This window comes from Microbulbifer maximicatervae (SeqCode), assembly GCF_056232625.1.
The window spans coordinates 831889-856929 of sequence record NZ_CP174324.1 but is presented as its reverse complement, the minus strand read 5'-3'; the positions used below and the strand labels follow the sequence as shown (position 1 = coordinate 856929).

Genomic DNA, 25041 nt, shown 5'->3' with positions numbered 1-25041 from the left:
AGTGTCTTCAGCTAATAGATATACGGGCAATTGGTTGAACATTTATATCCTTGGTCAACTCCTGAAAAGACAGGACGGGAAGCTCATAAAATTCATTTTCAATCAGCTTGCGAACATACCGGCGTATATCCATGGCAATTAACAGAACGGGCTTTCGCTCCATCTGCAAACTATCTTTCGTATAAATTGCCAAGTTATCGGTAAATCGCTTTGCCACCGAAGGGTCCAGAGCCAAGTAATATCCTGCTGAAGTCTGCCGGATAGCCCCGCGAACACTATCTTCCAGCTCCTGATCCAGCAAATAACAGGGGAGCGTACTACTTCCGGCTGAATACTTAAAACAAATCTGGCGCTTTAAACTGCTCCTTACGTATTCAGTCAGCTGGACCACATCTTTTTCTTTTTGGCCCCACTCAACCAAAGCCTCGAGTATCACCCTTAAGTTTCGAATAGAAATATCTTCAGAGACCAATCTTTGGAATACATCACTAAGGCGCTGTATCGGCATTACACGTTCAACTTCCTTTACAAGCTCGCCAAAATGGGGCTCTACCTTCTCTAGCAGATACCGCGTTTCCTGTATTCCTATAAATTCCTCTGCATATCGCCTTAAGATATAGGCCAAATGGTATGTAATAATACGATTAAAAGAGAAATAGGATAGATTGTTGCTTTCCAGTGTCTCTAGTTGTGATCTTTGGACCCATAGGCTATCTATATTCGGTAAGAATTCGTCTTCTTGCTTGAACTCAATGTCTGCTATAGATAGCTGATCCTTTGGTTCCGTTACCAGGATGCTATCAGGTACCAACTTTCCATGACCAACGGGAACCTCCTGGTTAAGAATATGGTACTCGTGATCAGGGAGATTCTCATTGAATCGTAGATGTACACCAGGAAAGGGGACCCCCAAATCCAGGTATAGTGCTCTCCTTACACGGCTTAACTCAGCGTTTAGCTCCTCGCCATCCAATATACCTTCTAAATCAGTTGATACGTCAACCAATAGTGGTACCGTGATAGAGAAGTCATCTCTACCACTACTCGCTGCTCTTGCAGCCAACTTCTTGGATTCGGGGGATGCAGTAGCAGCTGAACCGCCGTCCTTTGCCAATATAGCAGGTAAGTTTTCACCTCGTGATTGATGCTTTTTAGCGAGCCTTGCCAAAAAGAATCCGCCCCCACCAATAACTAGAGCCAGGGCAATAAAAATTTCTGTAGGGAAGCCAGGGATCGCAGCCAGGCCAAACAAAAGAGCAGAAGACATATAAAGTGCACGTGGATGTGCAGTAATTTGCGAACCAATTACTGTGCCTAGGTTGATGTCTTTACTCTCCAGCTCATCCTCCGTGGAGGCCACACGAGTAACGATCATCCCCGCCGTCATGGAAATAAATAGAGCAGGAATCTGAGCTATAAGCCCATCGCCAATGGTGAGAATGGAATACATTTCCAGTGCATCACCTGTAGTCATCCCATGCTGAGTGGTGCCGATTAAAATTCCACCAATGATGTTGACACAAATAATGATAAGGCCGGCAATCGCATCCCCTTTTACGAATTTCATTGCACCATCCATCGAACCAAAGAGCTGGCTCTCTCGGTTCAATGATTCCCTGCGATCCCGTGCCTCCTCCATGTCAAGCATTCCAGCGCGCATATCACCATCAATACTCATCTGCTTGCCTGGCAATGCGTCGAGAGAGAATCGCGCACTGACCTCAGCTACACGTTCAGCACCTTTGGTAATAACTAAGAACTGTACAATGGTAATGATTAGAAAAATCACCAGACCCACGACTAAATTACCGCCCACTACAAAATTACCAAACGTTGTAATGATGTCACCGGCATCACCATTCATAAGAATCAGGCGAGTGGTAGTAACCGATAGCGCTAATCGAAATAGAGTACTAATAAGTAGCACAGCTGGAAATGCACTAAATTCTAAAGCAGACTTAATATAGACAGATAGCATCATTAAAAGTACTGCAATAGCAAAATTTACTGCTATTAAAGCATCAACTACACTGGTGGGCATTGGCAGTATCATCATAAATATGATAGCAACCAATAAAATCGCTAATGCAAGATCAGCGCGTCGACTGAATGCCAGTATCAGGTTTTTCATATGCTCGAAACATCCTCACATGTCAGTCTTAGGTAATTTTCATGATCAATTTTTGCGGAATCATATAGTCCAGCCTTCCACTTGGTTGTACTCAAGCAATAATACAAGGCAGCTGACTGTTCACGGTCCAAGTTATATGTAGCTATAAGTTCACTTGACTTATGTTCAAGATTTTCTAGATTTTGCAATGACGCCCATGCCTTACACAGCATTAGCCCAGTGGACAAACTGCCACCGTATATTTCCTCAACCAAGAGCAACAGGGTAACGGCTTTATCTACACTGGCATAATTTAACTGTAACTCTGCCTGCGCAACTATCCATTCTCTCATGATATTTAATTGGACCTAACAAACTCAATTAAATCATTTAAACTTTACAGAGCAGGTTTCTCTGCACCTGATCTTTCAGCTCTAGCTCAGCCAACTCCATAAAAATATGCTCAGATTTATCTCTTATTTCTGCGGTCAAATTGCAATCCAGCCCCCTAATCCATTCAAGTGCGTAAAGCGCTTTTTTCTCACCCTCATAGCGTGCTGATGGCTGGATGTCACTTCGATCAGGGACACACACCTTATTCAACAGTTGCTGCCCATTTGAGCGCTTAAATAGTTCTGACAGATGTGAAGGAGATGTATTATTGTTGTAATAGATTATTCGCTTAGCAGAGGGCAAGTCTCGCGTAGTAGGTTGCTGCTCTAAATAAGAAACACCGGAGATTCCACCATGAAAATTAAGCACATCCTTAGATTTGGCAGATAACATTACCTAAAACCCAACTACAGATTGATTAACTTGATACAAATTGTTTAGCGCAGCCTCAAAACTGACAACATCTAAGTTTTCCCTGTGAATCAACAACCTAAGAACAATATGATCCGAGAACAAATGGCACGTAGGGGATAATAAACTTTGACTGCAATAGGAGTTCAATTCCAGCATCACTTTTAATATGTCATCATCAACCCGATGGCCCAACCTAAGGGAAACTAATAACGCTTCATCCTGAGATAAGTAATTTAGCTCAAGATTGCCAAGATCTGGCACATCTACTTGCAAGTATTCCTGGCTAAGCTGCCATTGATCGACCTCAATATTACGACGAGAAAAAACCCGGATTAATATCGCTTCAACCCAATTAGGCACTGGCACTCTCTCTTTTAGCAAACATATCTGTACATTTAAATATTGCATCAATGCACTGACGTTTTTGCATTGGATCACCATATATATGATCAGGCACAAGACCTACGATATGTTTAATCTGCACTGCCAGGATATTCATCTGTGCCAAATCGCTAACTTCTAACTTAGTGGCTATTTGAGTAATATCCGAACTCTCTACCCAGTTCTTTTTTTGAAGAGATAAGACTTCACTTAACAGGTTGCTGGTCAACTCATTCTTTTTATTTAAATCTGTGGCAGGTGTAACCAATAGTCTAGCGGTATCGCCACAAGCATCAAATAACGCCAACAGAACTTTAAGCTCACTCATATTCCTCATCAGGGATATAAGTTCTGAGCTATCAATATTCCGCCCACCCTCATGGTATTGCGCTGATAATTGCTTGCATAGTTCCGCTGCTCCTAGTGCAAGATACCTCTCTCCAAACTTCTCCCTTAAATCACATACCACCTGGTAGATATTACCAAAGTCGACGGCATATGATGGCTGGGTTGCCTGTTGGAGCTGGTACTTGTCCAGCCCACCCTGCTCCGCCAAATCTGAAGCGCTATAAGCCAGAATACCCGCTTTAAACTCCAAAGAGTTTGATATAGGCTCTAACTCCGCATCGATTTCGGAATTTATCTCACTGAGATTTTGGACAGGCTCAGGGGCATCTGCAATCTGTGACTTAAGTGAAAGCAGGGCCAGCGCTCGCTGTGTAGAATCAGAAGAGAATTGCTGTGAAAATTGTCTAATTTGATCCAGTATTTCGGATTTGTTATACCGCCCCTGCTTAATCCCACCGGCCAGCTCAGTGATTTTACCTACCTGATGCTGATTAAGTGCAGCATTTGTAAGCTTCTTTATTTCTGAACTATCAAAATCTTTACGGGACTCTTTGGCTCTACTACGATTTAAGTTCCTATATTTATGTAAATAGGAACCGGCCTCTTCCAGTTGATCACTTGCCAGCTCAAGCATGGTCTTCCCGGAATGAGCGGGCTGTACTTGCCTATGCGCACTATCGATAGCCGTAGGTTTTTCTATAGTACGACTAACCCCTAAAGGCTGACCGTTTGGAGAACTCATAAGACTACCTTAGAAGTAATATAACTCATTGATGGCTAGGCTTTATTACGATCATTGTTTGTTTGTACATCTAAAACAGTGGAAACCTGGGTTTTAAATAGCTTTTTTAATGATACAGTAAGCGCACGTCTTTCCTGCAACGTAAGGCTACGAGCATTGAGGCCAATTGAGAAAATGGCACGCTCAGTGTGTTTCGCCCTGACAAGCTCCAAATCATATTTGGTTAGGATGTAGTTTTGCAGATGGCGGGAATCTATATCTGGAATAGAAAGCGCATCAATATCACCATTTTTCAGCATCATAAGGCACTGATTTAGTGGCCCGCACTCTACAAAAGAACTGGCAAAAGGGTGCAAATTCAAAATAGAGGTATCAATACTTATACGCGTCCCTTCGGTTACATACCCAACGGACTTAACCTGGGAAAAAAAAGTATATTGATCTGCGGCTCTTAAGATATGATCGCTCCCCTTTAAGGCAATATAATTGAATGACAAGGCCCCAATTACATAAGACTCCCAATCAGTGAGATTCGGGTCATTCCCTATTTTGCTCAAAGAGCCAATCACCACATCACAGTTCCCCAATGAAAGTTCCCTTTGAAGTGCCTGCACCGGTAGTGATTTCACAGAAGATGGACTATTTCCTGAAGCTGCATCCCCAGAAAATAATATATCTGCTGCTTTAGTAGAGATAGGGCTGTCTAATTGAACCCCGACATTAATCGTAGGTAATATATCCTGATCATTCCCATGCTGAGCCGCACATCCAGCCACCATTATGGAAGAAACCAGGCAAATAAGAATTGCTCTCAAATACACTTTTGACGCGCCTCTGATGGTGAGACACCATACTTGGATTTATACAGTTGTGTGAAGTATGACTGACTGGAAAACCCACTCTCTATCGCAATATCAACAAGTCTCTTGTCGGTTGTACGCAACTGGAAGTCAGCAGCTCGAAGCCGCCTTTCATTGATCCATGATTTTGGGGAACAATTTTTAAAAACTTGCGCAAACATTTTCTTAAATGAGGTGAGGCTCATACCAACATTCTTTGCATAATCTGCAACGGACCAATTTTTGGCGATATTTTCCTCCATGAACAACCTAAACTTCTCATGCGCGGGATCCACCCGATCGAGGAACTCATTTGCAAGGGTTTGTCCATTTTCACTATTTAACTTTAGTAGCAGTAACTCTTCTAACTTTAATGCATTCAATCCATCATGCCCCATCTGGCTGAACAGGCGCAGTGAATCTAGTGATATCTTCGTTAGTTCGCAGGCAGGAAATATGATTGGCATCTTTCCTTTAGGGGCATATGACTCAAAAGAGTTAACTGGATACTTTTTCTGCAAAAGATCATTGTCATACCTGTCGTAAAACCTTGCGAGCATTGCTGCAGTAATGCCCACGCAGATAACAACTATATCTTCCTGCGCATGATCGTTGCTTAGCTCATACTCTTCACCAGAAGACACAAGCCAAACTTGCCCCATTACGAGATCAAAGTCCAAATTCTCCGATGTAACATGGGCAGAGCCAGCTACCATCATCACCAAATTAACAAAGGGTGAAAATGTAGGTACGATAGATTTTCCACTTGGCATTAAAAACGTTGTTAATTCAAAGAGCTCTCCACTAAATTGGCTCTCGACAATCACTTCCCTGTTACTCTCCTGCTCCCTGTAGGAAAGATTGTTCATTTCTATCATAACTCGTAATTAAATAACGATTTATCCGTACCTAACATTTACAAATAGCGAGTGTAAATCTATCTACACTATTGATTTTGATAGTGCGTTAACTGTTGCGCTATGATGTGAATGAAGATCATTAATCATTGATGAAAACGTACTGGTCAGGTTGTCGATTAAACTAATATGGGCACCAGCTAACTCTGCATCCTGTTTATCCAGGTTAATTTCCGCATCTAACTCTACCTGCCTAGCCTGTAACATCGAATTAAGCCTTTCAGCTTCTGCATTTAACCTATCAATTTTAGCTTCGATGTTATATTGCGCCGCCTGAGCGAAGGAGCCAACTGGAGAGCCGCCACCGGAGCCGCCACCGCCACTCAGACTGCCAAGCCCCAATGCGCCGTGCATTATGCCTATGCCCATCTTCATGTTCGCAGCTCTCATACGCGTGTCATAGATCTCACCCGCATATTTAATAATTTCATCCCGCTTTTCCAGTGCGGTGTCAAATTGATCGATATATTTATTAACACGGATAGAGATTTCCCCCTCCCGCATATCTCTATACACCGCCTTCAAATTATTATTTAACGTATTGATTAGGCCGTAGATATGATTGTTGTGGGCGAAAGCCTTCAAGAAGTTCTGCACATCCTCTGATTCGCTATCTAAAGCCCGGTAGGAGCTAGGCGCATCCTCGGCACTAATAATTGAAGGTTTCGGCCCGCCCTTTCCTGCTGGATTGGTGTTGTCCAGCTCCATTTTTTCAGCGCGGTTAAGTGAATTGGAACTAATTCCCAAATTATTCTCTGATAAGGTAGGCACAATACTATCCCTTTATACTCTCTACGATTAATATCAACGGCAATATTTAAACACTGAAACTGGCGGCTATGCGTGTATTGGCAGCGCCACGATCCTGAATTGCACCATTAAGCACTTTTATTGCACTTTCCACAGGGCTAACAATCGCCCGACACCACTGCTCTTTTAAAAGCTGTATCAATTGATTGACGAATTCCTGCTTGGCTATAACGGCTTCCAGTCGTGCTTGCAAACGTTGGATGTCAAATTCAAGCTCTGCTTCACGCCTATCGTAATCCCGCTGTATTTTTGCATCATAGATCTTCATCCCTGCATTTCCTGCATTTTGGACGGTGGCTGAAGCGACAAAGGTACCCGTTGATGATTTTACATATTTAGTGGATTTTGAAGTCGTTGCTTTTGCGCCTTCCTTCGCCCCTCTCTCAGCAGAGGCTTCTGCACCTTCCCTTGCCGCACGCTCGGCGCCCTCCTCGACCCCCTCCCTGAGTGCCCGCTCTGCTCCCTCTTTAGCGCCTGCTTTTGCCGCAGCAGCCCCCCCAGCCAGGCCGGTGCCCGCACCGCAGGTACCCATGACTATACCGGCAATCATTAATCCCAATGCGGCGTCTCTAAGCTTCCCTTCAAGTTCAGCGCTGCCACCCGTCAGCTTTACGACTTCAGCTGCAATTTCCAATGACCCGGCAGCTATTAGGCAGGTGCCGCCGGCTATAAGTGCGGGGTTACCTGAAACCACCCCTCCCACAACTAACAGCGCCCCACTAACAATTTCCGCAGCCGCAAATGTAAAATTCATCACGCTGCCAAAAACCCCTGAGCGCCTTTTCTGATTTTCAAAGGCTTTGCGAGCCTCTACCTGCTCTTCGAGGCGCTCCTGATTTTCTTCAATTGTCTTTAATTTATCTTTGAGCAGCTGTTTGATTTCATACTGTTTAAATTGCAGCTCTACCTGAATAGTGTCCGCCATGTCACCCATAAGCCCTGCCATTTTAGACAGCGCAAGTGTGATTGTTTCGTAAAAATCACCCGTCTCAGTATCTGCAGAAGGAACTTGCAACTCGGCCCTTTGCGCACTCTTAACCTCTTTGTTCAAACTGGCCAGGCCAGCATTACCTGCTTCGGCCTTTAACTGCTCTCGCTGTGCAATTTCCAGGCTCTCCTGTGAAAGCTCAGGGAGGACTTGTAGGGTGTTAGTAAAGATTGAGGGGGGTTGATTCCCATTAACCGTCGTCATTGCTTTTGTCCTTAATTTGCTGTTCCCTGTCCAGTTTGGCTTTTAGCCTTTCAAACTGAGCAGTGGCTTTTTCATTTAGGGTTTGAAACTCTGGCTTTCCTTCGCACCTAAGCATGGTCATCTCAAAACCGCTTCCAGCGCTACGCCAATCACCTAATGCCAGGTGGCACTCGGCAGCATAATATGGAAATCGTGGGTCGTGCGGGTGGACAATAGCTGCAAAACTAAAAGTCTCTCCAGCCAATTGATGTTCACTCAACGCTTGCCTGGTCGCACCCAACCCCAGCATATACTTGGCTTCATAGTGATCACACTGACACAACAGCTGAAATAATGATAAGGCTTCCTTGTAATTGCAGCTTTCATATTTTTTATAGGCTAATGTATATATGGCCTCCAGCTCCTCGGCATTAACATCCAGAGCCTCCGCCAAGGTTCCGCCTTTTTCCAGGAAATTAATCCAGTCATTTTCATCAATATCATCAGTCAGGGAGGGCACACTATCTACTTTCGACATACTTGCCCCTCGCTATACCGGGTTCATCACAAAAAAGGGTTTTTTTACGGGCGACAAATCGATCTGCTCTTTCTTATACAGGGTTTCGTCCAACAACTTTCTGGCCATAAATTGTTCCTGCACTCCTGCCTCCCCAAATTGCTGCTTTACCTGATTTACCCATTGCTGCCGCGAGCACCCGAGGGCGCGAGTCAGCTCAGCCTCTCGCTTTTCGCTTTGCCGTATTGCGCGATTGGCTCGATCCAGCGTGTTTTGGCAGCGTTTAGCAGCTTCTTCAGTATCAATAAACATACCCTGCACCATTCCTGAAAAAATTAGCATCCAGCAAGTAGTAACATTTGCCAACGGAATTAGTAGATGGAAAACCTTTTCAGTGAATCCAATACTGACTTGTTGTAGTTGTTCATTGCTTCGATCAGGTTGTTATAGCGACTATTATCCACGTTTAGGTTGGTGCCCAGCTGCTCAGTCACCGTAGACAGTGTGGATACCCGGGCATTGATATTTTCCTTGGCAGACGTGAATGTGGTTGTATCGAAGGCGACTCTATTGGTTTCTTTCGCTTGGTCAGTGCCTCGATATTTATTCCCCCCCGCCGCTCCGGTGCTATTTTCCCAGTTAAAATCTCGAGTGGCGATTTCTGACTTCTGTGAAAGGCCTTCACCCGACATCGGGCCTTTTGTATCGTATTCCTTATTAGGCATCTCCTCTCCCCACTCGGGGGTGGTGAGGCCGGAGCCTTCCATCAGGCGGTCGTAATCGCTGCGAATAGAGTCCATGAGTACATCGCCCTCCTTACCCTTTTCAGATTCCATCTCCGGGAAGGTTTCCGCAGCAAATTTATCGAAGTCTGATTCGTGGCCTTCTACCTCGTGCCACTTACAAAAGTCATACTCATCGTTATAACCTGATCTTCCCCAACTGGCGCCGATCATAGCTGACCCTCCACTATAGGCCCTCTTTTTTTCGATATAGCACCTTTGATCAATATCATAGAGAGCAACCACATGATCCTCTTCACTTTCTTCAAGCTCTGCCTGTACCCACCCATCGACAGCAACTATGTCACTTTTTAATTGGTTGAGCTCAGATACCTGATTCGTCAGGGATTCAATCAGAAGGGCGTTTAATTCAAAGCCGACACTTTCCGGCGGAATTGCCACGCCGTTGTGGTAAACCTGGCCGGCGTCATCAACAGTAAAGACACCGGCTTCAATATCCGCCCTCATCTTATTGCGCAAATCGACCGTTGCTTGCTGGACTTCTTCAGCGATTTCCTCGGTCGTTTTATCGGCTTGGGCATGAAGGGCGGCGATCGCATCTACATCATCCTGGTAATAGCCGTTAGCATCGAAGCGCAGCAGGTCGGCGCCGGTAGAAAGCACATCCACCATGGCCGATGGAGAGCTTTTGGTTTCCCCAAGGATTTCTTCCGAGCTTGCCAGGCGCACATCGCCATTGCCATCCATGCGAAATTTGGAGGAGCCAAAGAACCACAGATCCCCGCTGGACTCTGCCGAAACAGATTCGGCTTCTGCCGCAGATGTTGAACCGCTTTGCGAGACACTGTCGGTACTCGCCACCTTTACTTGCGTGACACTGTCAACCATAGATCCCCCTATCTCCAAGCCTTGCAAGCTAAACTGAGGTATGAGCGCTTGCCGTTATCAATCACGTTACTGTCAGTCGGCACAGAAGCCCTACCTGACCCAACATTCAGTACCATCATACGTCGCCCAAAAATCGCCGCTTTAGATTTCTGGTATTTTTTTTTTAGATTTCAGTTTTTTTTCACGAAATATTTAATTCGCCACTGGAGCTGCCCGGCTGCTCAATACCTCACTCACCACAAGCCCGCTCCTTTAATATTCATCGACACCCAAGCGTGCTTGCCACTATCCAGGCTCTACCAAAAACAAGTTAGCGCCTACTCAATCGGGGTTAGCCCTAACGCTCCCCTCCTCACTTCTAAACCTCCCAAAGTACAGCTGGGGAAATACCTCCCACCTAAAAACGGTCAAAGTTTAGTTTCACCATTTGTCCTCCTGCGGAACTGGCGAGTAGCAAAATAAAATCTCGCCATCGCTGTATTTCTACAGGGGTAAAGAGTGGGCCTGGAGAGCGGGACTGCAAGCGGAGTGAATGCAAGCCATCTAGGTTAATTAGGCATTATCCCCGGAGACCATTGAAGCTATCGTGGAAACCACCGTGGAAACCACCGTTGAAATTTGTCACTACCCGAGTGCGGCAGCAGGAGGAGCGCTGGTGAATTTTGGGCGCGATTGGGATTGGGATTGGGATTGGGATTGGGATTGGGACTACAGGTTAATGACGGGAGGATAACCCTGAGTAACACCACAATATCCAGCCAGACCTCAAGTTGGTGGGCAATAGCGTGACCTGTAACGCAGATGCTGTAGTCTTTAACAATCGCCAGCTGAAGACTGCAGAACACTTCGTGCTCCGCATCGAGATCCTGCAAAAGTTAGGGTTACCTCCAGAAAAACCGCACCCCAACAACAAGCCACGGCCATCACTATAGTGCTCCACCGGCTTGCAGAATTGATAAATATCAACCGGGATGTATGACCGCAAGTGCGCGTAGGGGCTTCCGGCATACCCCCCCCCTTGCGCACCGGAAAAGACGCAGAAGGCTTTACTCATGGCCGGCCTGGAGATCTTCAGGCCAAGCCATGAGTTAAGTATCTTATACAGCATCAGGAGTTCCCCATGAACCGCACCCCGAACTTCGCCCGCAAAAGCGGAAGAAAAAACTTAACTTTCTTTCTGTAAACGTGCTGCCCGTAAATAGTCGTCCACTACAAGCTCACCTTCCTTCTCTGAATCGCACTCCCAACCACAGCAGGATATTACGTCCGGCAATGTTCTCGCATCGAGCTTGGAATTATCGACACCCGCCTCCTCATCCTTTTGCCAAGAGATAGGCCCTAGTTTATCGTAGGCAACTTCTACCGGATGAGGCTCTCTGCCCGGCAATCTTCTCCCCACGGACTTGGAATCTCCTAGCTCCTTGAACTGCCCCCAGCGCCGATGAAGAGCCTTACGGGTTGTTTTTCCATCACGAAGCGCTAAGGCCAACTCTATAGAGTCAGAATATTTTTCGAAAAACGAATCATCACTGCAACTCGCCCCCTCCTGTGGACGCATAAATTTTCCTGTAGACAATACCGTTTTTTCATCCTTGCCAATGATGAAAACGGTTTGCTTGCGTTCTCCCTAAGCCTTTTAAAGCCAAACGACTTCTTAGGCCGCGGATTTTCCTGGTTTACACCTGCCGCTTTCTGGTTGCTGGCCGTATCTACTGCCTGCTTACCGCTAGCGCTTTTTACACTTCCTGGCAAACTATATCTCTTTAAAAAACCATTATTTAAGCCCCAGGCTTCCAAAACAATTATTGGCGCCCGGGGCAATTAAACCTGTGGTAATTGCACTTTTCCTCGCAAAGCCTTTGCCCCAGGGCTTCAGCTTTGCAAGCTATCATTAAGGGAAACGTGCCGCTTTCCAGTTTTCAACGGTAGCAACCTACGGCTTCACTACTGCTCGCAATTAATCCAAGGCTTTCGGCATCCCCCTTGTTACCGGACTGAGGGCCTGACACTTGTTTTTAAACGCTGCACTAAAGATACCGAAGCGATAGACCTTTCAATTTTTAGTGACTTCTTTAGGAAGAGCATCATCAAATGATAGTCATCCGAATATTTCCTTTTCGATATCTTTAATTGCGTTTTTTGTGACCTCCGCTGCATAACCCTTCGGTACTTCACGACCGCGCCCTCGCACATAGCCTTCACTAGCGGCCTCCGACTTGTCACGAACGTCGTCCCACCAGTCGGACGTGAACTCTTCGGTTACTAATGTTTGCGCATCGAAATCTGTTACGCTATCAGGAGCATCTCCGACATCCACACCCTTGCTTGTATCAGCAGAGGCTGGTGTTACCTCCGGCCCAAGCCCATATCTAAACAATTGCCGAAGGTCAGGATCACTAGGGAAATCAGCAGAGGCTACAATTGGCGATAAGACTGGCGCAGCGGGTGTCTTTTGCGGTGGCGGTGGCGCTGTCCGAGAGTCCACCTTCGCCGCTAACCCTAGGGTATCCGTCTTTGTATCGGGCTTCTCAGGGAGAAGCTTTTGATCATTATACTTCGCTGATAAAAACAAAGATTTACGACCACCAAACGTCTTCGATAAAAATACAGAGCGTTTATTAGGATCTATAGGATCCTTAAGCATATTTTCCCTGAATTCCTCCAGGCCTTCATTTGGTTTTCCACCATTACTCGCCCCCACAAACTTTGGACGCATAAATTTCGGCATCGACAATACCGTTTTTTTCATCTTTGCCATTGATGAAAAGAGTTTGCTTACGCCCGCCCTAAGGGTTTTAAAGCTAAACAACTTCTTAGACCGCAGATTATCCCGGTTTAAACCGGCATCTTCCAATTGACTAGCCTTTCCTACAGATTGTTTACTGCTAGCACTGTTTACAGTTCCTGGCAAAATATCACCCTCCAAAAAATTATTGTTTAAACCCCCTCAGTTTCCAAAATAATTATTGGCAGCAGGGAGGGTAATTAAACCTGCTGTAATTGATTACACTGTTCCCAGTAAAGCCCTTACTGCATAAGCCTCACTGTTACAAATTCGTATGCTGGAGATACCGCTATACAAAGGGAAATATATGCGCGCATATGTATCCGAAGAAATAATCTACCGTCTGCTTTATTGAAAACAAGTAGTGGCGTTATCTATCTTCACTCAAACATAGTCCGCACATTTACTTTTCCACTTCTCACACACTCCTTGGAGCTTTCCGCGCCCTTATTTCAGTACGCTCGGAAGACTACCGGTAATGCCAACTTCCCGCTTCTCCGCCTCTGCACCAGGAGCTTTATCGAACCAAGCATCAATGGAATCTTTTGCGCTGTCGAGTAGCACACTGGGCTGCCTTTTGGGTTGCGACGACACCTTCGGCGCAGCCATCGCTTCTTCTTCAAATATGTCAATCCACTTACTGGAATCTCCAACTACCGCCAGCTTGCCAACCTCACGATGCCCAAAAATATTACTTAAATTCCTATCATCAATTTTTGTATAGTCCGGCTTGTCGCCATTCACCTTGCTCTCAGAAGAACCTGGGATTGCATTAAAATTCACTTTAACCCCATTGAACTCGCCTCTCACTCGATAATGAGAACTCTCAGGAGTTAGTGGTGTATGCCGGGAACTATCGGGGTGCTTTTCTACAGTGATCTGTTGCGGCCGGGAATGGGCAACCCTATTTTTTACACACACCATTCTGTAAAAAATAGCGCTTAGCGCGCTGCGAATTCGCCTAAACACCCCTTGCCGTTGTGCACGTGCGGGAGTTGCACCCTGATTATCATTAGGGGAGTTGACTTTTTGGCTATGTGAGCCTCTAACGCTGAGAGTGCTACCATTTAAATCCGACATATATCTAACCTTCTTATTTTTAACAATATACCTAGGAAGCCTTTTCCCTAAAAGTTCTAACCAATCTCAGAATGGGATATTTATAAAATCAGAATGGGATATTTATAAAAATAGCTTCAACAAATACCCCTTAACCTCCAACTCAAAGCCCGTTACACGCGAATTTTAGCCGCACTGCCCCAGGCCACTAAGCGACCTCGCAACTTTACCTTATTTTAAGCCATCTGTTTCAAGATAAAACTGAACAGCGCGGTGTCCGGGGTTTTCCCTAATCCAGTCAGCCAGCCTATTGCGGAGCAAATTATTATTACAAACTTCGCGTTTATCTTCACGATTAAGAGCGATCGCTACAGAATTAAACATGCAGTTCCCGTCAGGCTTGACAGGAATGGTTTTAAGATCCCCCTTTCCTGCTTTGCCTGCAAAGCTGAAAGATTCCCGCCCTTGATGATTTAATTTTTTTAGCATAGGCTGGTAATGCTGCTTGCGCTTATCGAGATAAAGGAATATCGGCTCTTTCCCTGGGTACTTCACATCCACCTGAATGCACTGCATATTCTTTACATTTTTGCCCCCTCCCCTACCATTAGGACTCACAACATAAATTGTTCTTTTAAGATGCGCGCTAATTAAACCAGGCAGCGAGTCCCCGATTTCTGAATTCCACTGACGATCCTTTTTAATAAACGCAATCAGCTCTTCTATTTTTTTTTTTGCGAATCGCTCAGGTCGTCCATTGCCTTGGGGGAGGCCGCCTTGCTACCACCCTCAAAATCACTCCAATTATCATCCAAATTATCACCCGACTCTTCCGGAGCTATATCTTTTCTTATTTCAAATATCTTCTGTTGGAATTGCTCAAGCGGGGTTGACTCAGACTTCGCTATTGGCGCGCGCTCCTTTGTTTTTTTTAGGCTTTGTAATGCCTCCCCTAAGACATCACGTGTCATCACAAAGCGCTTACCGCTAGTAGGCTGCCCAGCCATGGCTGGTTTAGTCTTCTCTATTGGCGCAAACTCCTGCATCCTTGTTTTTTTTAGGTTTTCTATTGCCCCTCCTAAGAGTTCAGGCGTCAAAGCAAGGCGGTTACCGTTAGTAGGGGGCTTTCCTTGTGCTCTTTCCCGCTTCTCTGTTTGTTTAAGCTTTCCTATCTGATTGTTAAGGTCTCCAAGTGTAAACGGCGCATGGCGAGCCCCAACCGTAGACTTACCTTGTGCGCTTCCTGGTGCTTTCAATTCGCTCGCCTGCCTCTGCGAGGCAGCATCTTCACCTTGAAGCTGGGGCAAGCTACTAGATCCGCCCTTTTGTGGATCGATTTTATCAATCACCTTTCCAAGCTGAACTGCCAACTGTCTAATTACAGTCAAAAGCTCCGTCAACTGCTGATCTACATTTGAAGTTTCAGCTCTAATTTCTTTTGGGGCAGCAGGTTCTTCATCCCTGTCTTTGCCCCGGGGCGGAGATGCCCAACTGGTAAGACCCTTAAAAATCAGCTGTGCGCCAATCCTTAGCTTTTGAACGCTACTCATGCTTTCCACTTGCTTAAGTAGTGCCGGGTCGGTTTTAATGGCGGAAGTCAGTCCCGAAATTGAAGGCAGATGTAGGCCCATACGCGATCTCTCCCCAAGTTATCTAGAGGTAATTAAAATTCAATTCAACAAAAAGCAGTGGGCTTGCGCTCCCAGCAATTGAGCTATCAATCGCCCCCGGCAAGTTTTTTATCAGCCACTTGTATAATGTCTTTTAGCTGCTTAACTTTCTCCGCCGGACTCGAAGAATTATCGATCGAAACTATATCGTTCATGCCGCGAAAGAGGTCACGTAAAACTTTTTTCTCCCCCCCGGGGACAGTGTGCGCATCCACCTTATCGATAGACCTGGGACTGGAGAAAGGCTGGCTCTGAGAGGGGGCAACATCGGCCACAACCTCTGTCTGGCGATTTTTTGCAAAGGTACTAGGGACCTTTTGTGCATCCTGGCTTAAGGGGGCAGCACCACAACCATCTATGCGAGCCCCCGGGGCAGTGTGGGCTCCATTTAACTTTATACTATTTGACATAATAAAATAGGCTCTCGATTAAATGGTTGCTATAGAGGCAGGGTTTCCAGCTCACACCTGGTCCTGAAGGGTGCAGCTGCCTTACAGAGACCAACTTTAGCCTCACACAGTGCGTCCAACTCTTTCGCTCCAATTGATGCAGCATTAATAGAACCACCCAATTAATAATTTCCCTTCCCAGCGGGAAGACTAAGTGACACTATCTAAGATTACCCAACCTAAAACGCTTTTTCTTTAGGTTTTCCTGATGTAGTTGTGACTTTTGGTCATTTTTGAGGGGTCCCAACCAAGTTCACCCTGAAGAGCTCCAGGCAGGCAGCCGCCCGATAGGAGGCATCGCCCATCACAGACGGATATATGGCAAGGATTCCTTGGCTCCTTGCGACTTAGGGAGCCCCTGAATAACTCCGTGATACCCGATTAAAGTTAAAGCGCCGGGAACTACTTTTAAGTACGACGACTGCCCCCAAAAAGAGGGCTTGCCTCCCAGGTACTCCAACCCCTTAAAGACGTCAACGGGCTGCACCTGAACCATTGGCAGGCACTACGAGGCAGCGCAAAGGCTTCCCGCCTGGCTGCCGGCCACGCTTGACTCCGCAGGGATTGATTGGGGGCTTAAGATTTAGCTCGCAAGCTCAAATATGCTGCCCACCCTTAAAGCCAGGGCCGGGCAGCAGGATCAGCATAGGATTTGGAAGCCAAGGCATCAGCCCCCTGCCGCACCCTCCAGGGCTGGTGACTATTACACCCTCTCCAGACCTCATGACACCAAGCAGGGCCACACGAGCCTGTCGCGCTCACTCTAGACCCACAAATTAGATGTAGTCACCACCTTTGCGGATTATAGAGGGCGCCAGCCGGCATAACTCTTGGCTTTTTCAAAGTGATCAATGCCTGTTTTCCAGCTGATCTGCACCGGGCCAGCCTCTACATCAAACCAAACCACCTCAACCATACCACGTCTTGTGGCATCTTCATTTGTGGGCACTCTCTCACGGCAGTCAATCCAGGGGATTTCAAATTCGCTGCTCATTTTATACCTCAACTTCCGGTAACAAATATCACATCTTCTGGCACTAATGGTAATTGCCCGGCGCTGATTAATCTTTCAACTTTGGACTTATTTTTTTAGAAATTGGTTTTTCCAATCATTCTATGCCCCCGAAAGAACCCTGACAGATTGACTTTCAATCTTGTATTGCACCTGCGTAGCGCCAAGCTCGCAACGACCATTGTCCATATTTACCTGCCCCCAGGCCCCAATCCGAGGCCTGTACTTTACAATCACCAGTGCACCCCAAGGCCGCAGCTGTCACGCCGAGCCGGCAAGCAAGTAATTCCTGGGAAGCTATGTCCAGCGGGCCGGATACGGGATTGGATCGAGGCACCACCAGGTGCTCAGCACCTAAATTCCGGAAAGGTTCCTCTTTGGCGGAAGGGGAATAGTAGCAGCCAACAAAGCTTCTTATATGTACCGAAACCTTGGAACACCCATTAAAGCCCAAAACCTAAAATCTAAAATCTAAAATCTAAAATCTAAAATCTAAAATCTAAAATCTAAAATCTAATAGCAAAATTTAAGAGACTCGAGGATTAAATTGTAATAAAATTTAATCTGCTTAAGGTTTTGCACTGCTCTTTTTTAGCAGGTTCAATTCGCCTACCCAACCTCGCTTATTGAAATATGCAGTATGTAGCGTGAAAACAGCCAATACTGCCGCCTCAACACAGGCAGGTAGTGCTCCGCCAAACTAGTGGTAACGCCAGACGATAATTTAGCGGCACCAAGGCGTAAGGCAGGCCGCTCAAAAATGAGGACAGCTGAGCATAATCCAGTTTATTCCCGCTACCTCCCAGCAAGTGCAGCCCCTGTTTCCAGGCCAGGGAGAGATCACCTTATCTACTAAAGATCATACAATTGCTACCCTTAAGGAAGTGAATAAAAACTCAATGCAACTATACAAGTCACCACAAATAAGCAGCGCGCTTTAAACGCTAAACGCCTCCGGGCGGCAATATCCCAGGGTGCAGTAAAAGCGGAAGGCGCTGTGCCTGTGTTTATAAAACTTCCGCATAATAATTAATCATAACAATAGCCCCTTGCGAATCGCGCTTTGACTGCGAATTGATGGGAAAGGACTTTACTGGCACTAAGGAAAAATGGTAATCAAAGATTATAGTCAACAGCTCAATCAACTCGCTGAATTAATGCATCAACGTGAGACGGAGTTATCCTTTAAAAAAAAGGAAAAGCCACCAGAGCAATCGCCCCCCACTGAGTACCCGAGCAAAGTACTTTGGGGGAAATGGGGAGGGCATTATATTATTGTTGTCCGCTTTATGTCCGGCAGAAGGATATCAAATATTAAACAACCGGAACGATACCCTGATAAAGACTCTGCAAGCCTGGCAGCACTGGAGATTATTCGAAAGTATCCACAGGCTGATATTCGCTATCTATCCACTAGAGAGCTATCGGTATATCTTTTGTGATATTGAAAGCAATATATAACGGTTGGGGGGCATCTTTCCCGGATACCCCCCTTCACTCGATGATAATTAGTATAGCCTATAATACTACCCTGCCATTGATCGCACATGCCTGGGCACAACCACTGTGTGCAGCTATTTACAAGCCCGGCGATCCAGCATGGAAGATGCCCTATTAGAGGCTCAGGTTAAGTGCTGGATATAAACCTCCGAACTTCCTCCACAAATACTTTTGAGGCCGGTTCTCGCCCCAGTAACAAGTGCCCATCACTGTTCAAACTAATAAACTTCGAATTTGGAATACTTGATGCAATATCGTAGCCTGTCTTTACCGGAATACGTTGATCTCCCAGAGAATGAAGAACCAGCGTAGGAACAGTTACCTTGCTCAATCGAGAACGAACATCAATACTGCTAAACACCGACAGGAAGCGCACTGCATTTTCCGGGGAGGTTGTCAGGCGCTGAAACTCATTAAACCAAGCCAGTTCGCTAGCATTAGCACTTGGCATAAAGGTTGAGGAGAATATTTGCCGATAAGCGGGATTATCTTTGCCCCAACCAGTCCCCGTGAGAGTCATTACCGCTTCCCTTTCTTTGACAACAGCTTCTGTAGCCCCTATCCGCCAGCCCGCTGCATAACCGCCAAACAAAATAAGCCGCTTTACTTTTTCTGGATGCCGTATCGCATACTCAATAGAAACAGCCACCCCCTGAGAGATACCCAGCAGGGTAAAATCATCCGCACCACAGGCCTCAACAACCGTCTCAAGATCCGTTACGAAAGATTCAAAAGATATATCACCGACATTCCAGTCTGAAAGACCATTGCCGCGCTCATCATAGCGCGTAAACTGGTGATCTATCGACAGCTCCTTAAATAGCGGGCTCCAGATCGGTGAGTCCCAGTCATACTCCAAATGGCTCAACCAGTTAGCAGCCTTCACAATGGACGGCCCCTTGCCCAAGGTCGCATACGCAATGCGCACACCATCGGAAGCCGTACAAAATTTAACTTCCTGCTCCGTGAGAAGTTTACGCTCCAGAACTGGATTGCCAGCGGTCTCCCGGTTGCCCGTGATGGCACTTGACACAAATGGGGTCCAGGCTAATCCAGCCTTGCGAAACCTGTCCACCAAAGCGGGGCGCAGCCTTGCCTGCTCACGCTTTAGGTCCAGCTTATCCAAACACTTGAGCAGGTTTGTCGCTGCCTGGGGGTTAAACGGCTCAAGAGCCTCCCAGGCTCGCGCCCATCTCAACTGATCGGGTATTGGTATATCTGGATGCACAGACAGGCGTGACAGAACACTACCACGCAGACGCCCTACTTCCTCCCGCTCGCCGCGCAGCCACTCCTGGAATAACGGCTGGTCCGGCAAATCCATCCCCTCTAGAAACGGCTCTTTTAGATCAGTATAAATGGCTTTGAGTTTGCCGGCTGATAATCCTGGTGATTCCAGCTGCGTTGCGATAACGCTGATATCAACCAGAAAATCATCCCCTTTTAAATTGACTCTTTCCCGATCCGCAATTAGGCGCTCGGCACCAGGATGATTAACAACCGACCGTATTTTACTTAATGACCACCGCAGCGATGCCCTTGGATCATCAGGCATTTTCCAAAAGACTTCACACAGCCGATCGCGACGGTGTGGCCGAGCGGCCATAATCAAAAAGGCCAAAAGTGCCCTTGTCCTTCTGGACTTCGGCAAATTGAGCAGCTCTCCATCACAGTAAATCGTCAGCTCTCCGAGCATTTTGACCGTCATACACATAACCGCAGAAGCCCCTCCATAGGTTCAGTGGTATCAGCTAAATGTAAAATTAGCCTTATAGAAGCGGGTGAGAAAGCGCGCATTAACACTCCAAATACATCAAAACAACTCCCAGGGCGCTTCTGAATAATTCCGTAGTGCTCATTGCTTTCAGAGCAGTCGCTACCAGGCCGCAGGTAAGGAGCCACAACGCAGCTTAGAAAAACCCCAAGGTGGGCCTTAGAGACACACAGAGAGCGTGGAACTATTCAGAGAACCAACCTCTTCCTTAAATAGGGTATCAGGTCCTGAAGGAGCCCCAGTCGTTATTTCCCTGCCTTGCAGGGTCTATAAGCAGGGAGCCCGTGCAACAGTGCGGATACTAAAATATGGAATTGACTATTCAGTCTAGGCAGCAGGTCACGCGGGCAGAACTGAGGCTTGATACAATAGCGGCATTATACTTTACAAAATGTTGATACGGAATGAGCCGGGCAACTTTAAGTTTGGGCTCTATTGGGATACTTGGGAGTACCCCCAAAGAGCCTATCGATATTGGTACTTTTGAGTCAGGGAAAAAATTCTTTATACCCCCAACCAGGCTGGGCAACTATCTCGAAAACCTGGCTACTACCCCCTCTTTTGTTCTGCCGGACTCACAGACTTCACCCGAAATACATGGGAGCCGGAAATTCTTCTTCAGCCAGCGCAGGTGCCGAACTTATGCAAGGGGTTCCATATGCCTGTCGTGGCGCACCAAATTTGCACCTCCTTATCAATGGTGATAATCCTGCTATAAGTCGCTTTCAGGTAGGTTTGAGATCCCCCCTTACATGAAATATCAAGTACCACCAAAACGGTACTTTCACTCGGGCTGGGGCATATACATTTCTTTACAATCAAACTTTCAAGTCAGGCGCGCAAGTAACGCTACCTATCAGGGAAAACTCACTTCTCTATAATTCAATCGCCTTCCGGATTTCGTCCTATTTTTAGTATTTCGGTTTTAGTGAAAAACACAAGAAGCCCGCAGGTATCTCCAGTGACTGCAAAAAAATCAAACGCCACCATAAGACGCTCTGTATTATGGTAATAGCGACAATTCCAGCTCCCCCGAGAACACCGCACGCTCAAGCTGATAGCTACTGAATTCGACCCACCCTCTCAATCCCTGGCAGCAACTCAAATTATGCCCATAAACTAAAAATTACGGTCAAACTCAAAAGACTTACCCGATAAAATTAATATAAGATCCAACCTGAATGAAGCTATAGCAATGGCTCCAGCCCAGCTTGGCCCATCCGTTAAACCTCAGTACTTATCTTAAATTTCACCAGGAGTGCAACATGCCCGGAGTAGGTCAACTTTCACATAGATCAGCGCACGTATCAGGCACTGTACCGGAAATTCAAAATGACCCTAGCAGAAACAGAGCAGGCGGGAATAGAGGCACATTTTCAAAGCTACTAGAGAGCGCAAAAAAATGGTTCGCTTCCGCAGTAAACGCCTTGAAGCGCATGATAGGGCTTCAACGCCCAGAAAGGGCACTCAATCATCGCTCTTCACTTTACCAGGCGCAGTACGAATCACAAATCAATGAAGGCGTAACTCAAAGAAGTGTAAACTCCCGAATTACACATGATTCAGCCGAATATACCGCAGAAGCATCTGAGATAACAATTGAGGACCCAAACAAAGCATACCCTTTGGTACCGGAACATGACCCTACATCCTTCGAGGTTCCGGATGCCACTAAAATAGAAGATGTACCGGATGAAGAAAAAAATGCTCTCCCCGTAGCGGGAGAGTTTCTCCTCGCTACCAATGGAGACTAAATATATCCGTTAAGGCGGGCAGCCTGGATAGCTTTTCTGGTCCAGGCATTCCCGGTGGCAGGCTTGCCATATAAAAGGAAACATCCAACAAATAAAATTCTTCTACAAATTCATAGCCTGCATTCGACAGAATAAAGAAATAACCGCCCAATGACTAAATATTTAACCCAACCAAATGACTCCCCTTTAATTGGTAACATATTTGTTATCACTGGCGGAAGCGCAATTTAAAGCCATTTATTTACAAAGAGTGAAGCAGCTGCTTCCCGCCAGTTAAATTAAAGGCTAAGCTACAAATATCAGACACAAGGGTAAGCAACTATTTTTTTAGCCCGGAGTGGAGAGCGCTATTTTTGCTATATGGTGCAGCCCTGGCAAATACTCACTATAGTCAGCGACTCCTAATACCAACCCGCCCTCGATATAATTAGCCACTGCCTAGCGATCCATACAACCTGGAAATAATACTCAGTAGACTATCCAGCTTTGTTGTTCAGAGGTTAATTACTCCCTAAATATTGCCACCAACAGGCAGGGAGTGATCGAATATTTTGGCATTATTGGTAAACCCCCAGTCTCACTCCACACAATGTGGAAATTTGACCGAAACCTAAAAATCCTCAATGAATTCGAAAGACACAGTGCAGGTCAATTATTATCCTGGCTATCAACCATCTTCACAACGCCGGTATAAGCAAGGAATCTGTATGTGCATCACTAAATCACGCAAACCCAACGCCCAATCCAGCCGCCCCAATAACGAGCGTCGAAATGCTGATACCAGCGGCAAACAGGGTGGACCTTCATCTACTTTTTCCACCAGGAAGCACCAAGTCCAAAAGAAATCTGCTTTTGCAAAGGGATTTGAAAGATTTCAACTCACAAAAAATAGTTTGGAATCTCTGAAAAAACCTTTGGGGGGAGACAAAGTGCTTGAGCGAAAATATCGCAATTCCCAGAAAGAGACTGCCAAATATCTGGAAGAGCTCCAAAAAATGGATGATAAGCAACTGCAACTGCACGTTAAGCAGGAAATGGCCTGCCAAGCAAAGGCCGCCGAGAGTGAGGCAGACCTCTCACCCAAGGAGCAACTGAAACAAAACCGGAAAAAAGCACTGATGCCAAGAGGCGGAAAGCTAAAGCCGAAAAGGGGTGATTATTTTCGTCGCGTGCGCCCCACACAAGCCCGCCAACAAGATCCCCTCAGAAAACTAGCACTGGGACAACAAAACATCTCCCTCAAGGATAAAATCGATTCACTATTAAAATCGGATTATAAAACCCCCATCGCAATGATTTATTCTCAGTTAGAGGGAAAGAAGCCCTTGGACCTCCCTCACTGGCATAGCAATATTGACCAAATTAAGAAGGCGATTACTACTTACGATGTAGCCCTTAAACAATTAGTCGATATAGATGACACGGGCACACTAGACTATGAGCGTGAACAGATACAGACCCTAAACAACAACCTCCCACAAAACATTGCCAACCAGGGGAAAAAGTTAAGTGATCTTTTACAAAGAGTACATACGGGTGCGCCTCAAACAACCATAATTAAAGGCGGCGCAGTATATCCCGGCCAGGGAGAAGATACGGGCAAAGCAAAAGGAGACTTTTCTACATTACTCGCCCTTGCGGAGGACTACTTAAACCAGGTCCACTGTCAGTTGGAAAATAATAAAGAGAAAATTGAAAACTACGTAGAACCTATGATCGAGGATTTCGATAGCGTAGTCTATGTCGGAGATTGAGCATTAGCCTGGGCCACTCAATAAACCCTTCCGGTACCCATTGCCTGCCACGATAGGGTAATGGAGCCGCAGAGCTTTCTTCGACGGCCGGATAAATAACCATCGTTAACGAGAACAAAGAAAGCTCTGAATAACTCCGCAGTACCTCTGCAGGTCTTGAAGTCTGCAGAGGTTAGGCGCAATTCGCCGCGAATATCCTTAATCCTTAGCAAGAGCTGCAACGCAGCCGTTGTGGTCTTCAAGAGCCACCCTTTAGGGCTTGCAGAGTGATTCACACTCCGAATTGCGACTTCTTGAAAGGTCTAGACATTCCTGCCAAGCCGCGCCTTGATTGTGAACCGCTCTACATACCAGAGGTATCACGAAGTTATTCAGAGGCTCCTTAGCCCAAAAACACTGGAATCGACCAACCACTCAAGCCATTGGCAACCATTCAAAATATGTCCAGAAACTAAAATTCCAGGTCAAATCTAAAAGACTTAATCGATAAATTTCCATAATATTTAACCTGAATGATGCAGCGGTAATGATCTTAATCAAACCTAGCTCATCCACTAAATCTCAACACCTAATTTAAGTTATGCCAGGAGTATAAGAATGGCTGGAGTAGGTCAAGCAAATAGCAGAGCAGCTTCCACAACAAGTTTGAATGCAGTCAATGGCGGCGCCCCCGCAACAAACGAACAGGATGGGAATAAAAGCAGCTTTTCCAAGCTGCTAGCGGGCGTAAAGAAAAGTTTCTTTTCCGCAGTAAACCGCTTTAGGGAGAAGTATGGATTCCATAGCCGAAGAACATGCAACCTGCCTAAACAATCATATGTACAAGAATTTAGAGGTTCAGAGTACCTCGTTAAGGATTCCGAGAGGGACAATAGAGGAGCAGGAAGAATTCCCTTAGTTGCAGCAGTCAGAAGATTCGATAAATGTGATGACTATGAGCTACGAAAATCCGATGGAAGTAGTAATTGTGAACTTCCAATAACTTAAAGCGCCATCTATATCAATACGGTA

The 25041-nt window shown here is 46.0% G+C and carries 25 protein-coding genes; 5 read left to right on the top strand and 20 right to left on the bottom strand.

The features are described 5' to 3' along the window. Window positions 1–7 precede the first annotated feature (7 nt). From sctV to ACJJI6_RS03695, 11 genes are all read right to left on the bottom strand, one after another. Window positions 8–2131 carry a type III secretion system export apparatus subunit SctV gene (gene sctV, locus ACJJI6_RS03745; protein ID WP_444917400.1) on the bottom strand — a complete coding sequence of 708 codons (2124 nt, stop codon included), beginning with the start codon at window positions 2129–2131 and terminating at the stop codon, window positions 8–10. Window positions 2132–2500: 369 nt separating this feature from the next. Continuing rightward, a complete protein-coding gene (locus ACJJI6_RS03740) occupies window positions 2501–2896 on the bottom strand; it encodes a hypothetical protein (protein ID WP_475712524.1) in 396 nt (131 codons plus the stop codon). Between the two features lie 3 nt (window positions 2897–2899). Then, window positions 2900–3277, bottom strand: a complete 378-nt coding sequence (locus tag ACJJI6_RS03735; protein ID WP_475712523.1) for a hypothetical protein — start codon at window positions 3275–3277, stop codon at window positions 2900–2902. Continuing rightward, complete coding sequence (locus ACJJI6_RS03730) at window positions 3270–4388, bottom strand: TyeA family type III secretion system gatekeeper subunit (RefSeq protein ID WP_444917403.1); 1119 nt, start codon at window positions 4386–4388, stop codon at window positions 3270–3272. The genes ACJJI6_RS03735 and ACJJI6_RS03730 overlap by 8 nt, the downstream gene beginning before the upstream one ends. Before the next feature lie 35 nt (window positions 4389–4423). Further along, on the bottom strand, window positions 4424–5209 hold the full coding sequence (locus ACJJI6_RS03725) for a hypothetical protein (protein ID WP_444917404.1): 786 nt from the start codon (window positions 5207–5209) through the stop codon (window positions 4424–4426). Next, window positions 5200–6096, bottom strand: a complete 897-nt coding sequence (locus tag ACJJI6_RS03720; protein WP_444917405.1) for a helix-turn-helix transcriptional regulator — start codon at window positions 6094–6096, stop codon at window positions 5200–5202. Before ACJJI6_RS03720 ends, ACJJI6_RS03725 begins: the two co-directional genes overlap by 10 nt. 72 nt (window positions 6097–6168) lie before the next feature. After that, window positions 6169–6915: a hypothetical protein gene (locus tag ACJJI6_RS03715; protein WP_444917406.1), complete on the bottom strand. Its 747-nt coding sequence runs from the start codon at window positions 6913–6915 to the stop codon at window positions 6169–6171. Between the two features lie 46 nt (window positions 6916–6961). Beyond that, window positions 6962–8146, bottom strand: coding sequence for a type III secretion system translocon subunit SseC family protein (sctE, locus tag ACJJI6_RS03710; RefSeq protein ID WP_444917407.1), 1185 nt, complete (start codon window positions 8144–8146; stop codon window positions 6962–6964). After that, complete coding sequence (locus ACJJI6_RS03705; RefSeq protein WP_444917408.1) at window positions 8133–8663, bottom strand: SycD/LcrH family type III secretion system chaperone; 531 nt, start codon at window positions 8661–8663, stop codon at window positions 8133–8135. The genes sctE and ACJJI6_RS03705 overlap by 14 nt, the downstream gene beginning before the upstream one ends. Window positions 8664–8675: 12 nt before the next feature. Beyond that, a complete protein-coding gene (locus ACJJI6_RS03700) occupies window positions 8676–8954 on the bottom strand; it encodes a hypothetical protein (RefSeq protein ID WP_444917409.1) in 279 nt (92 codons plus the stop codon). Window positions 8955–9013: 59 nt separating this feature from the next. Further along, window positions 9014–10273, bottom strand: coding sequence for a hypothetical protein (locus ACJJI6_RS03695; RefSeq protein ID WP_444917410.1), 1260 nt, complete (start codon window positions 10271–10273; stop codon window positions 9014–9016). Window positions 10274–10871: 598 nt separating this feature from the next. Here ACJJI6_RS03695 and ACJJI6_RS03690 point away from each other — a divergent pair. Continuing rightward, complete coding sequence (locus ACJJI6_RS03690) at window positions 10872–11006, top strand: hypothetical protein (protein WP_475712522.1); 135 nt, start codon at window positions 10872–10874, stop codon at window positions 11004–11006. Window positions 11007–11438: 432 nt separating this feature from the next. On the opposite strand, the gene ACJJI6_RS03685 is transcribed toward ACJJI6_RS03690, so the two are convergent. The 7 genes from ACJJI6_RS03685 to ACJJI6_RS03655 form a co-directional block, all read right to left on the bottom strand. Next, window positions 11439–11831 (bottom strand): hypothetical protein, encoded by a 393-nt coding sequence (locus tag ACJJI6_RS03685; RefSeq protein ID WP_444917412.1) that lies wholly within the window; start codon window positions 11829–11831, stop codon window positions 11439–11441. A gap of 540 nt (window positions 11832–12371) precedes the next feature. Next, window positions 12372–13184, bottom strand: coding sequence for a hypothetical protein (locus ACJJI6_RS03680; RefSeq protein ID WP_444917413.1), 813 nt, complete (start codon window positions 13182–13184; stop codon window positions 12372–12374). A 321-nt stretch (window positions 13185–13505) separates the two neighbouring features. Continuing rightward, on the bottom strand, window positions 13506–14138 hold the full coding sequence (locus ACJJI6_RS03675) for a hypothetical protein (protein ID WP_444941496.1): 633 nt from the start codon (window positions 14136–14138) through the stop codon (window positions 13506–13508). 210 nt (window positions 14139–14348) lie between these two features. After that, complete coding sequence (locus tag ACJJI6_RS03670; protein WP_475712521.1) at window positions 14349–14735, bottom strand: OTU domain-containing protein; 387 nt, start codon at window positions 14733–14735, stop codon at window positions 14349–14351. A 104-nt stretch (window positions 14736–14839) separates the two neighbouring features. Continuing rightward, a complete protein-coding gene (locus ACJJI6_RS03665; protein ID WP_444917416.1) occupies window positions 14840–15748 on the bottom strand; it encodes a hypothetical protein in 909 nt (302 codons plus the stop codon). An 86-nt stretch (window positions 15749–15834) separates the two neighbouring features. Continuing rightward, window positions 15835–16197: a hypothetical protein gene (locus ACJJI6_RS03660; RefSeq protein ID WP_444917417.1), complete on the bottom strand. Its 363-nt coding sequence runs from the start codon at window positions 16195–16197 to the stop codon at window positions 15835–15837. A gap of 841 nt (window positions 16198–17038) precedes the next feature. Then, window positions 17039–17230 carry a hypothetical protein gene (locus ACJJI6_RS03655; protein ID WP_444917418.1) on the bottom strand — a complete coding sequence of 64 codons (192 nt, stop codon included), beginning with the start codon at window positions 17228–17230 and terminating at the stop codon, window positions 17039–17041. A 1127-nt stretch (window positions 17231–18357) separates the two neighbouring features. Here ACJJI6_RS03655 and ACJJI6_RS03650 point away from each other — a divergent pair. Next, a complete protein-coding gene (locus tag ACJJI6_RS03650; RefSeq protein WP_444917419.1) occupies window positions 18358–18690 on the top strand; it encodes a hypothetical protein in 333 nt (110 codons plus the stop codon). A 185-nt stretch (window positions 18691–18875) separates the two neighbouring features. On the opposite strand, the gene ACJJI6_RS03645 is transcribed toward ACJJI6_RS03650, so the two are convergent. Beyond that, window positions 18876–20456, bottom strand: coding sequence for a bifunctional AfsR/SARP family transcriptional regulator/alpha/beta hydrolase (locus ACJJI6_RS03645; protein WP_475712520.1), 1581 nt, complete (start codon window positions 20454–20456; stop codon window positions 18876–18878). A 1493-nt stretch (window positions 20457–21949) separates the two neighbouring features. On the opposite strand from ACJJI6_RS03645, the gene ACJJI6_RS03640 reads away from it, so the two are divergent. Together ACJJI6_RS03640 and ACJJI6_RS03635 are read left to right on the top strand one after the other, a co-directional pair. Beyond that, a complete protein-coding gene (locus tag ACJJI6_RS03640) occupies window positions 21950–22276 on the top strand; it encodes a hypothetical protein (protein WP_475712519.1) in 327 nt (108 codons plus the stop codon). 623 nt (window positions 22277–22899) lie between these two features. Beyond that, on the top strand, window positions 22900–24030 hold the full coding sequence (locus ACJJI6_RS03635; RefSeq protein ID WP_444917422.1) for a hypothetical protein: 1131 nt from the start codon (window positions 22900–22902) through the stop codon (window positions 24028–24030). Window positions 24031–24047: 17 nt separating this feature from the next. Here the strand turns inward: ACJJI6_RS03635 and ACJJI6_RS03630 are convergent, their stop codons facing one another. Continuing rightward, on the bottom strand, window positions 24048–24272 hold the full coding sequence (locus tag ACJJI6_RS03630; protein ID WP_444941491.1) for a hypothetical protein: 225 nt from the start codon (window positions 24270–24272) through the stop codon (window positions 24048–24050). A gap of 355 nt (window positions 24273–24627) precedes the next feature. On the opposite strand from ACJJI6_RS03630, the gene ACJJI6_RS03625 reads away from it, so the two are divergent. After that, complete coding sequence (locus tag ACJJI6_RS03625) at window positions 24628–25017, top strand: hypothetical protein (protein WP_475712518.1); 390 nt, start codon at window positions 24628–24630, stop codon at window positions 25015–25017. Window positions 25018–25041 lie beyond the last annotated feature (24 nt).